At 37.2% G+C, this 12,169-nt stretch carries 9 protein-coding genes and 1 tRNA gene; 7 read left to right on the top strand and 3 right to left on the bottom strand.

Annotation, left to right across the window (positions count from 1 at the left end):
- Window position 1: 1 nt before the first annotated feature.
- From secG to H5117_RS11035, 3 genes are all read left to right on the top strand, one after another.
- Complete coding sequence (secG, locus tag H5117_RS11045; RefSeq protein WP_002962769.1) at window positions 2-355, top strand: preprotein translocase subunit SecG; 354 nt, start codon at window positions 2-4, stop codon at window positions 353-355.
- A gap of 80 nt (window positions 356-435) precedes the next feature.
- A tRNA-Leu gene (locus H5117_RS11040) sits at window positions 436-520 on the top strand.
- 209 nt (window positions 521-729) lie between these two features.
- Entirely contained in the window at window positions 730-2,355 is a 1,626-nt protein-coding gene (locus H5117_RS11035) for a methyl-accepting chemotaxis protein (protein WP_024594860.1), read from the top strand.
- Window positions 2,356-2,543: 188 nt separating this feature from the next.
- Here H5117_RS11035 and H5117_RS11030 read toward each other — a convergent pair whose 3' ends face one another.
- The 3 genes from H5117_RS11030 to H5117_RS11020 form a co-directional block, all read right to left on the bottom strand.
- Entirely contained in the window at window positions 2,544-2,951 is a 408-nt protein-coding gene (locus tag H5117_RS11030) for a phosphate ABC transporter substrate-binding protein (RefSeq protein ID WP_182732702.1), read from the bottom strand.
- A 12-nt stretch (window positions 2,952-2,963) separates the two neighbouring features.
- A complete protein-coding gene (locus H5117_RS11025; RefSeq protein WP_182737115.1) occupies window positions 2,964-4,094 on the bottom strand; it encodes a porin in 1,131 nt (376 codons plus the stop codon).
- 320 nt (window positions 4,095-4,414) lie between these two features.
- Window positions 4,415-5,005: a LuxR C-terminal-related transcriptional regulator gene (locus tag H5117_RS11020; RefSeq protein ID WP_182737832.1), complete on the bottom strand. Its 591-nt coding sequence runs from the start codon at window positions 5,003-5,005 to the stop codon at window positions 4,415-4,417.
- A gap of 408 nt (window positions 5,006-5,413) precedes the next feature.
- Between H5117_RS11020 and H5117_RS11015 the strand changes: the two genes are divergently transcribed.
- From H5117_RS11015 to H5117_RS20690, 4 genes are all read left to right on the top strand, one after another.
- Window positions 5,414-7,636: a TonB-dependent receptor gene (locus tag H5117_RS11015; protein WP_182737830.1), complete on the top strand. Its 2,223-nt coding sequence runs from the start codon at window positions 5,414-5,416 to the stop codon at window positions 7,634-7,636.
- Between the two features lie 265 nt (window positions 7,637-7,901).
- Entirely contained in the window at window positions 7,902-9,023 is a 1,122-nt protein-coding gene (locus H5117_RS11010) for a 4-phosphoerythronate dehydrogenase (protein WP_024594856.1), read from the top strand.
- Window positions 9,024-9,071: 48 nt separating this feature from the next.
- Window positions 9,072-10,088 carry an aspartate-semialdehyde dehydrogenase gene (locus tag H5117_RS11005; RefSeq protein ID WP_024594855.1) on the top strand — a complete coding sequence of 339 codons (1,017 nt, stop codon included), beginning with the start codon at window positions 9,072-9,074 and terminating at the stop codon, window positions 10,086-10,088.
- 354 nt (window positions 10,089-10,442) lie between these two features.
- On the top strand, window positions 10,443-12,169 hold a 1,727-nt coding region (locus H5117_RS20690; RefSeq protein ID WP_310737172.1), incomplete at its 3' end, for a FimV/HubP family polar landmark protein.

Raw genomic sequence — 12,169 nt, 5'->3', positions numbered from 1 at the left:
GATGTACGAAATTTTATTAGTAGTTTATTTAGTTGTGGCTTTAGCTCTAGTTGGAATGGTTTTAATTCAACAAGGTAAAGGCGCAGATATGGGTTCTTCATTTGGTGCTGGTGCTTCAGGCACGGTTTTTGGTTCGTCTGGTGCTGGTAACTTTATGACAAAAACAACCACAAGCTTAGCAACAGTATTTTTTGTTTTAAGCATTGTGCTAGGTAACCTAACTGCAGGTCAAATTAAAAAGACTGACGAGTGGGAAAACCTAGAAGCAGCTCCTGCAGTAGAAACTGTAGTTCCTGTTGAAGAAGATGTTCCGGTAACATCTACGAAAGAGCAAAGCTCTGACGTACCGAACTAATTTAGCGTAATGCTATCGTTAAACGATTTATACTCCTCAAATAAATCATATGTTTAACAAATAAGCGAAAGCTTAAAAATGCGGATGTGGTGGAATTGGTAGACACGCCACCTTGAGGGGGTGGTGCTTTCGGGCGTGGGGGTTCAAGTCCCCCCATCCGCACCAAATTTAGAAACCAGTAACAGAAATGTTACTGGTTTTTTTGTGCCTGCGATTTAAATTGAATGTTATTTGTACTTTCTTTTTTTAAAGGGCAATTAGTTATGTAGAATTTTGAATTGTTTGTAAAAAAAACTAGAAATTTTACAAATTTAGTTAACACTTATGAGTAATAAGCCGATAATAGATTTAGACAATAAAATAAGGTATTCACAATGGCTTCAGGCTTCACTTTTCAAAATCTCAGCATAAGTAAAAAAATACATGCGATTACGAGTATTGCTGTCGTTGCATTTTTAGTGATTGTTCTGATCAACTATTTTGCTATGAATGATAATAGAATTGCACTTGATGAAATGGAAAAATCATCCTACAAAGTTGTTAAGTTAACATCTGCTAATGTTGGCATTTTAGAGAAGCTGGACGAACTTTACACCCAAGCCGTAACATTTGGTGAGCAAGATTTAGTCGAGAAAGCATCTGACACATACAAGCAACTTGAGTTGAATATTATTGCGATAGAAAAAATAAATGCCTCTTACATTCACAGTGACACTAAAGAGCAGCTCGCAAATTACGAAAAAATATCAGCGACTATCGCAAATGGCATGGTAAATGGAACAGCAGATTTTAGTAAAATTCAACAACAAGCACAGAGGAAAACAGCGCTTTATAACGATGTCCTAGAAAAGTTTAAGGCAGCACAAGTCAAAGCTGACGATCGTTTTTTTGAACTTGTTGCAAGCACAAAGGACCGCTCTGATTACGCCCTTACGTTAATGTTAGTTGTTTCTATTGTATCGCTTATTTTATTGCTCTTTATGGCTATTTGGATAGCTAAGCGAATTGCTTCTTCGGCAAGTGATGCGGCAAATAATTTAAGCTTATTAGCAAGCGGTAAAGGCTCGCTAAGCACTAAATTGACAGTTAACTCTGAAGATGAAATAGGTCAAGTATCTATAAACTTCAACTCTTTTATTGGCATATTGAAAAAAACGGTGTTAGAAATTATCGCGGTTTGCGAACCGTTAATGGAAAACTCTACTCGCTTAGTGCAGGGGATGGAACAAGCGGAGCGTGCAACGACTAAACAAACCACTGATGCTGAGATTGTAAAGCAATCGATGGAAGAGATGAAACAGAGTGTAGGAGATATCTCTCAATCAGCTGCAAGTGCTTCTCATGCAGCGCAAACGGCAGAGAAAGAAGTTGAGCAAAGTAGAACTCAAGTACAAACATCAGTAACCGCTTCTCGTACGTTAAGTGATGAGATTAATCACGCTGCTACAACTATCAATAAATTAGCAGACGATACAAAAAATGTGTCGCAAATATTAAATGTTATTACATCAATAGCGGAGCAAACAAATTTACTTGCGCTTAATGCTGCCATTGAAGCTGCCCGTGCTGGTGAGCATGGCCGAGGCTTTGCTGTTGTCGCTGATGAAGTTAGAGAGCTTGCATCGCGAACTGCTCACTCTACAAATGAGATTAGAGAGCTGTTGACTACTTTAACTGAAGCGGCTAACGAATCAGTTACTGCAATGACGACTGCAAGAGATATGGCTACAGATAATGCAACTGCAGCAGAAAAAACGGGTATTTCTATAGAGAAAATTGCAGAGCAAATGTTAGAAATAAATGGAATGAACTCACAAATTGCTGCTGCCACAGAAGAGCAAACATCAGTTGCTGCTATGGTTGTAGAAAACGTGACAAATATGCACGTATCATTTGAAGATACAATGGACTCGCTAACGGCTGTGAGGGATGTAGCTAAAAACCTTCATTACCTTTCAGATAACCTATTAGATGCCACGGCTAAATTTAAAATTGAGTAACGTAGCTAAATCAATTCGAAGTAATGCTTATTCAATTTGAGAGGGCAGATCAGACGCTAGCTGTATTAAAATTTCTATTGAACAGTTTTTCTCCCTCAAAATATCTTACTTAATCGAGCGAATTGTTATTAAAGTTAAGTTATAAAAAAACCACCGATTTGGTGGTTTTTTTTATTTAATAATAGCAATTAAAAGGTAGCAATCACTTTAACTTTATCAGTTGCTTTATTGCTATCTATATAGCCGATTGAATCACCATTAGCGGCAACAAAGTCAATGACAGCTTGATCTGAATCAAACTTTTCAGGCGGTGTTCCTTTACCTGTAAAAACAAGTTTTGACCAATAGGCATTTAATTGGCTGCTCGATTTACCTACCACTTTAGAATTGAATTCATCAGCAATAGCGGTACCGTTTTGAGTTGCTGGGTTGACCTTATTGCCGTTATCAAACGACTTGGCCTTTCCTAAGTAAATTTTCTTAATAGTCTCTGCATCAAGTGCATTTGCATTACCAGGATTTACAATTACTGCAACTTCAGCTAAAGCACCGAAAGAACATAATGAAAGCGCACTAGCTAGGATTAATTTTTTCATATTCCGCTCCAATTAAAATACTAAATCAACACCAACGGCGACTATATCCGTTTCAGTGTCAGTGATGTCATCATCAAATCGACTAAAGTCAATTTTAAATGCAGCTGAAGGGTGGAAGTCATAACGTGCGCCGATGGTGTATACGTTACTCTCTGCACGCATGCTCTCTAGGGCAAAGTTCACTGTAGTATTTAATAAAGGAATTGATTCAAGAGTATTAAAACGTGACGAATCATGCTTATCATCATTTTTTTCATAGGTGAAGTGAACAATAACATCGTCTATACGATAACCGGCAGAGGCATAGTATTGTGATTGTTCAGCCAAAATACTTCCCTCTACTTCAAACTGTGTATATTCAGCATCAAATAAGAAGTTATCATAGTCAATAGAGAAGCCAATACCAACAAAAGTTGTTTCATCTTCGTCAGTAGTAAGATCATTTGCTGTGCTCGTTAAACCGTTAGTATTAAGTACTTCAACAAGTCCAATTAAACCGCTGTCATTAGATGAAATGCTTGTGTCGGCCACAATATATGCAGCTCGTGCACTGAACCAGTCGTATGATAGGCTCCAGTTTATACCGCCTAAATTATTTAACTCAGCAGGTAAGCTATCTCCAAATACATCTATATCGCCATCAAAAGCGCCATAAAACCCTTGCAAAGTAGAGTCCCAATCTCCTAATTGATTGTTGTAAACAACACTCAAGCCTTCATAAGTCGAAAATGGGATACCGTATACTGAGCGAGGTGGACGTACCCAGCGATAAGCATAGCCAACATCCAAGAAATCTGAGTATTTATAGAAAGGAACACGCATTTTACCAGCGCTAAATTGCAGTTCATCGCTGTATTCATAAGTAACATATGCCCATTCGAATGTGGCGTCAAAGTCGTCCTCTCCACGCGCAATAATTTGAGCCGTAGCCGTTAGCTTCTCTTGAAGATCAGCAGATAGTTGTAAAGCGAACTTACTCTCATTTTTAAATGAGATATCATCGTCATATCCGTATAAGGTTTGATCACTGTCTAGGCTTTTACCACCCACTATAGATGCAAAACCATTAATACGTACTTCAGCGCTTGCATAGCTAGATGCAAGTACAGCACATACAGCTACTGCTACAGATAGCTTTTTCATATGTATTTCCTATTTGTTATTTAGATGTTGATTTCAATAGGATTATAGAAGTGATAGTGTTTTTTATCTAATAAATTTAGGAAGTTAATAAAAATAAATTTAGTAACGGCTTTTTAATTTTGTAACATATATATTTTATGTATGTATTAAAAGCAGAATAGTATGATTTTATTAGAATAAACTTTAAATCTAGTTAATAAGGCTTTTTAAAATGGCGGGAATATTATAACTAAATTTTCTTTTTACGTTCTTTGGTTAAGGAGTTAGAACGAATGTTGCTGGTAATTACAATAGCTATTATCAAGTTTGCTTAATCGGTTTTAACTATTGATCTTATTTAAGTTTTTTTGACACCAAAGCAATGCTTGTTGCTTGTTTTTTACAGCGATTTTTTGATACACCTTGTGTAAATGTACACGAACTGTAGCTTCACTGATAAATAAAGTGTCTGCAATTGCGCTTGAATGTAAGCCAGAAAATAATAAGTTTAATACTTTCATTTCTTTGCAGGTTAAGTTATTTGATTGCAGCGTAGTTTGTTGTTCACTCGCTAGCATTTGTCTCATCCAACCATCAGTTACCGCACGTGGAAACCAAAGTTTTCCTTGTTCTATTGCTTGTAATCCTTGCTGCAGTAGTACTTCGTCAGTGCCTTCATAAAACAAACCTTTCAAATTAGGCCACTCTTTTAATGCCAAAACATCACCGTCTTTGGGCACGTCAAAAATAACGAGTCCTTGGTGACCGTTTTTTAGCATAAACTGATTTATAAGTTCATGGTTTGTAATAACATTTAAAGCTTGATAATTGACAAGTAGGACGTTGAAGTCAGCTGCGACACAAAAAAGTGATGTGTAATTTGGGCTGGTGAAGCATGTGGGGCTTTTATTGGCTGTATTTTCACTATTCATAATATTCTATCCATAGACTACATTTTAGCACTATATTCTTATTTTTAGTTAATTTCAATGATACCTGAATGTGTTTTAGCTCTTTTTTTATACACTAAAGTACATGTATGAGTATGTTTTATGCGCTCTTTAAAGTAGTATTTATGAGATTTTTTGTTTTAAAACAGTTCATTAGTGAGGTAAATATTAGAGGGGTTTATTTATGATAATTCATCTAAAGCTAACAATGCTTAAATTACTGTCATTTTCTATGAGTTTATTTAAATAATTTATACATTTATTCACAATAATGTCATATAATACCTGTCCAGAGGAAAGATGCTATTTAGCGTCTTTTTTTATGCCTAAAATTTATATTATCAATATAAAAGCATAACAAAAATCACACGGTATCCTTTGGAGAATATTTTGAAACTACGCACACTCTCACAGTTAAGCCTAGCAATTGTCGCTGCACTATCTACTTCAGTAAATGCTGAAGAAGCTAAAACAACCGCAAAACAAGACGCGTTTGAAAAAATCGAAGTCACAGCTCGTAAACGTACAGAGAGCTTATTTGAATCTCCAACCGCTATCACATCAATTGGGGCGAACCTAATTGATAAAGCCAATATGAGTAATCTTGAAGATATTGGTAAATATGTTCCAAACTTAAACATCACCCGTTACGGTGTTGGTAATGCAGCACATGCGTCTGTGTTCATTCGTGGTATTGGTCTGCAAGATCACATAATAACTACTGATCCAGGTGTAGGCGTATACTTAGATGGCGTTTATTTAGGTCGTCAAATGGGTTCTAATTTATCATTACCTAATGTTGAGCGTGTTGAAGTGCTTCGTGGTCCACAAGGTACTTTATATGGTCGTAATACATTAGGTGGCGCTGTAAATGTAATTACAAAGCAACCTGGTGATGAAGGTATTGTAACTACTTCAGCTAAGCTGGGAAGTCGTGGACGTATTGCTGGTGATGTTTATTTTAATAACTCACTAAACGATGAACTAAGCATGTCTGCGAGTGCATCTTACAAAACACGTGATGGTGTTGGTGAAGCTGTTAATTTAGCAAATCCAGAGAAAGAAATTGGTGAGGAAGAGGAATTCAGTGGTCGTGTAGCCCTTAAATGGCAAGCGAACAGCGATTTAGCATTCACTTTTGCTTTAGATGGAGTTGATAACGAGTCAGGTCAATCGCCTTACACAATTGAATTAACTGACCCGCTAGATGCAAACGATGTGTTTAATGGCGACTTCCCATTATTGACTCAAGATTTAATTCCATCAGACCCTGATGATTTAGGTACAACCGTTGCAGGTATTGAATCAACTTCTTACTCAGGTTGGGGCACATCGTTCTCGGCTGATTGGGCAATTAACGATACTTATACTACTAAGTTTATCTCAAGCTACCGTACATCTGAGTATGAAGGTGGCCTAGATGACGATGCATCACCTTTAAACTTATCTGAGTTTCCAGAAGAGGGCGGAGCTGATCAGTACTCGTTTGAAATTCAACTAAATGCAACATTTGATAATATGGACTTTGTGTCAGGCCTTTACTTTTTTAATGAAGATGGCTTTACACGTTCAGGCCCATTTGTATTCAGCCCATTTAATACACCCAATGGCTTATTGAATGACGGAGTAACAGAATCATTTGGTGGTTACGGCGATTTTGAAATTAACCAAGAAACTAATTCTTACGCAGCCTACTTTAATGCAAGCTACGATTTAACTGACGATTTAACGGTAGGTGGTGGTCTTCGTTATTCAAAAGATGAAAAAGATGCAAATGCTGTATTCCCATCATTTCCTACTCGTAAGTATGTAAGTGCAGATTTTGATGCAGTTACGTGGGATGTAAATGCATCTTATCAGCTTAGCAATAATATGAATGTGTATGGCCAGATTCAAAAAGGCTACCAAACAGGTGGTTTTCCACCGCGCCCATTTGGTGGACCAGACCAGTTTGTATCATTTGACGAAACGAAAGCGATTAACTACGAAATGGGTCTAAAAGGCCAAGTACACGAAAATGTATCTATGATGCTTGCGGTATTTGTGACTGATTACACTGATTTAGCATTACCGTTTTCAGACCCAACAGCAGGTGGCGGTTTCGTAACAATTGTAGAAAATGCGGGTCAGTCTAAAGCACAAGGTATTGAGCTTGAAACAACCGTCGCTATTACAGATGACTTTACTATTCGCAGTGCAGTTGGTTATTTAGATTCTGAAATAACAGAAGTGGCTGAGGGTGTACAAGGTATAGGTAAAGGCGATTCACCAGCACTAACACCACGCTGGACTGTCATGGTTGCACCTTCTTACTTTATGGATTTAGAGAACGGCGCAACACTTGCATTTAATGCTAACTATTCGTACCGAAGCGAAATGCAAGGGCAATCAGTTTATAACCAAAGTGAGACAATTGACTCTCGTGAACTAGTTGGTTTTAATATTTCCTACACTAATCCATATGGCGATATGGAAGTTACACTGTATGGTGAAAACGTTCTAAACGAAGTTTACGACGTTGGTCGTCTTCAACAATCAGGTTTTGTTGGCGTAATGCGCAGTAATGATCGAAGTGAATTTGGTTTGAAATTCAAAAAAGATTTTGAGCTATAAACTAAAATCAAGTAAATAAAATATAATGTAATTGAAGTTTATTTTGCATAATAAAGGCCGAATCATGCTGTGATTCGGCCTTTGTGTATTCAATAGTAAAGTTATTATTCGCATCGTTTAAATTCCTAATTTAAATTGCTGATTTAAAACAATCCACATCCCCATTTTTGAGTGTTTGTATTAACTAAAATGCGCCTTTTTAGTTTGTGTAAAGGCTAGGTTGTTCGCTACAATGGCGCCTCTTAATTGCCAAACGGACTCTGTAATGAAAATTCTTGCCGATCAAAATATGCCTTTAGTTGAGCAGTACTTTGCAGACTTTGGTGAGGTTGAGCGTTTTGATGGTCGTAAATTAACGCCTGAACAATTAATAGATGTAGATGTTCTTCTTACTCGTTCGGTGACAAATGTTAATCATGAACTTTTGGTACAAGCTAACAAGTTGAGCTTTGTAGGTACTGCCACAATCGGCATTGACCATATTGATACGCAATTACTGCATGATAGAAATATTGCTTTTACAAGTGCACCTGGTTGTAATGCTGTTGCTGTAGCTGAATATGTAATTAGTAGCTTATTTGCATTAAGCCAAGAAAATGCGCGTCCATTGTGTGGTCAAACAATTGGTATTGTAGGGATGGGCAACATTGGTACATGTTTGGCGCAAAAATTAAAAGCATTAAACGTAGTTGTACTGCTGTGCGATCCGATTAAGCACGAACAAGGCTTACTACAAGAGCATGTAGCGCTTGATGAGTTATTAGCGCAGTCAGATGTTGTTACTTTTCACGTTCCCCTTGTTAAAAGTGGCGAGCATAAAACACTGCACATGATGGGTAAAGAGCGTTTAAAGGCACTTAAGCCAGGAACCACGCTAATTAATGCAAGCCGTGGCGATGTAATTGATAACCAAGCATTACTTGAGGTAATGGAAGCTGGGGCTGATTTAGATTTAGTACTTGATGTATGGGAGAAAGAACCCAATATTTTAACTGAATTACTAGAGCATGTTCGTTACGCTAGTGTGCACATTGCAGGGCATACACTTGAGGGGAAAGCTCGTGGTACACAAATGTTGTATCAAAAACTGTGTCAGCTCAAAGGTGTTGAGGCGATTAAATCGTTGGATGATTTTTTACCAACACCAGCCGTTACAAATGCAACTGTTACGCAAAGCCTTAATGAGCAAGATATTGCCCGTTTAGTGCATTTAATTTATGACGTTCGCCGCGATGACGGAATATTACTTCGTCGTCTAGAGAGCGACGGCTTTGATAGTTTACGTAAAAACTATCCAATAAGGCGAGAATTTAGCACTTTATTTCTACAAGGTGATAGCTCACAACTAGCAGCACTTAGCCAGCTTGGCTTTAGCATAGCTGAATAATTATTTAACTAACGATGTTGTTTTAATGTCGTTTATAGAGGAAGAAATATGTCGCAAAAATATAACGTTGCCGTACTTGGCGCTACTGGTTTAGTAGGCCGTCAAATCATTGAAACGCTAGCAGATCGTAAGTTTCCTGTTGATCAGCTTTTTTTACTTGCTAGCAGCCGCAGCGCAGGTGAAGATATAAAGTTTCGTGGTGAGACCATTGAAGTACTTGACGTTGAAGGCTTTGACTTTAGCCAAGCGCATATAGGTCTGTTTTCTGCTGGTGGCAGTGTATCTGAAAAATATGCTCCTATTGCTGCTGAAGCCGGCTGTATTGTAATCGATAATACATCGCACTTTAGAAATGATTTTGAAATACCACTCGTGGTGCCAGAAGTTAATGCTTCAAGCCTAGCTGATTTTAGAAATCGTAATATTATTGCTAACCCTAACTGTTCAACTATTCAGATGATGTTAGCACTTAAACCAATTTATGATGCTTACGGAATAGACCGTATTAATGTATCTACTTACCAAGCTGTATCGGGTGCAGGTAAAGACGCGGTTGATGAACTTGCAAAGCAAACAGCTAATTTGATGAATGCACGCCCTATGGATAATAAAGTATTTCCAAAGCAAATTGCATTTAACGTTATTCCTCAAATTGATAGCTTTGAAGATAATGGCTATACGCGCGAAGAAATGAAAATGGTAAACGAAACTCATAAAATTTTGGGTGATACCACTATTGCAGTGAACCCAACGTGTGTACGTGTTCCCGTATTTTTTGGGCACTCAGAATCAATTAATATTGAAACGCGCATGCCTTATGACTTTGAACACGTTAAACAACTTTTAAAAGACGCGCCTGGTGTCGAGCTAATTGATGATGAAGGTGACTACCCAACAGCAGTGTCTGACGCTAGTGGTAACGATACTGTGTATATAGGTCGATTACGTGCTGATATTTCTCATCCTCATGGATTAAACATGTGGGTTGTAAGTGACAACACTCGTAAAGGTGCTGCAACTAATAGCATTCAAATTGCAGAAGAGCTTATTGCCAATTACATGTAATAGTTAATTGCGCTAAACATGCTTTTGAAGCGGTAAACAGTAGTTGTTTGCCGCTTTTTGTTTATATGGCTTGTCAAATTTTTGCCGTTTAATTTTAAAAATACAAAAACTGATTGATAACACTCAATAAATTAATATTTATAAAGATGTTTTAAGGCATTTATTTTCAAGGTGTTGCGATGGATATTACGCTCTAACTGGTTTATAGTTTGTAATTGGAATAGAGCTTGCAATAAAAATAGATTGTAATAATAAATGCGAGTCAGTCATTTGGCTGATAATAGCAATAATAAACAATATTTATGCACTTAAGTTTTAGGTGTTTTATTAATATTTAAATATTAAAGGATCAGCATGCGCGGTTTAGCTACACTTATTATATTAGCGTCTGCATTGATAGTAACGCCAGTTTACTCTCAGGACAGTACCCAATTAAAGGGGCCTAAAGGCGTTGACTATGGTGCGCAAGGGCGATCAATTGGGCCAATTAAACCAACTGATACGCTTTGGCGTATAGCAGCTAAAGTGCGCCCAGACAATTCTGTCAGTATTTATCAAGTTATGCAGGCTTTGTATAACAAAAATCCCGATTCATTTTTAGAACAAAATCTTAACCACATTCAAAATGGTGCCTATTTAAAAATCCCTACCTTAGCCGAAATAAAAGCTGTAAATACGCAGCTCGCAAAGCAACGCTCTGAGCAAGATGATGCATTATGGGAAAAGAAAAAAAATGGCACGCTTACACAAAGCGAAATTAACTCAGCGCAAACAAAAGTAACTCAAGCGCGTAAAATTGATGTAGACGATGCTAAAAAAGAGATACAGAAAGAATTAAATGAAATAAAAACAGAGCAAGGTACTAAGCTAGTTGAGTTACAACAACAGTTTAAAAGCTCAGTTAGTAATGTAGAAGAGATTTTAGTTGAAAATAATAATCTTAAAAAACAGTTATCAGGAATATCAAAAGAGCTCGAAAACTTACGTTTGCAATTAGGACAAGACAGCGAAATTCAAAATCAGTTAAAAGAACTCATTGTTAAACAAAACGAGATTATTGCCCAACAAAAAAAACAAGAAGTAATACCAAAAGAGTCATTTGATTTTGGCTCATTATTTTCAAATCCCATAGTACTGGGCTTGTTAATGTTTATTCCTGGGTTACTGATTATTTTTGCAATCGTTATGTTTTTACGCAAACGAGCAAGTAATCAAGAAGAGCCGCAAAACGATGATGACTTTTTACCACAAACCCCAACCTATGCTGGCGATGATGATTTAGGCCCAAGCTTAAATGACGATCCAATTGTACCTGACCCTTTAGATGACTTGAGTGTTCAATTAGATGATAGTCTCGAAAGTGATATGTTGCCTAATGATGATTTAGACGACGGCTTAGATGATTTTTCTGGCGACGAAAATTTACTTGATCAGGATGAGCTCGAAAGCTTGCTAAGCGATGACATTGTTTTTGATGATGAAAATACCGATGACGATGATGAGCTCGATATTTTTATGCAGCAAGGGTTTGATCAACCTTCAGATGAAAACGCTGAAGATATAGATTTAGACTTATCTGATGACTCAATTAACAATGATGAAATCCTAACTAATGACGATTTAGATAGCTTGTTTGATGAAGAAGATAGTCTACCTGAATTTGATGCACCGCAAACAAGCGAAGCTTTAGAGGATGACAGCTTAGAATCTCATGATGAAATGGCGGCTTTAAGTGAAGAGCTTGCAGATGAAGATAATTTTGATATAGATGAATTATTAGATCAAACATCAACAGAATTAGATACCTCAAATAACACTTCAGCTGAACTTGATACAAGCGACGACTTTGATTTAGACGATATAGATAGCTTAATTGATGAGGCGAATGACCCAAAAAGTGATGTGGTAGATGACTCACTTGATGCAGAGTTACTCGACGAAGATGAACTTCTAGAAGAAAGCGACGACTTTGATTTAGACGACATAGATAGCTTAATTGATGAGGCTGCAGTTGATACTGCAGATGACTCATTAGTTGAGGAAAGTGACGACTTTGATTTAGACGATATAGATAGCTTAAT

The sequence above is a fragment of the Pseudoalteromonas sp. SG45-1 genome, from assembly GCF_014164135.1.
In the GTDB taxonomy this organism is placed as follows: domain Bacteria; phylum Pseudomonadota; class Gammaproteobacteria; order Enterobacterales; family Alteromonadaceae; genus Pseudoalteromonas; species Pseudoalteromonas distincta.
Note: the sequence above shows the minus strand (reverse complement) of the source record. Positions and strands in the feature narration are given on the sequence as shown.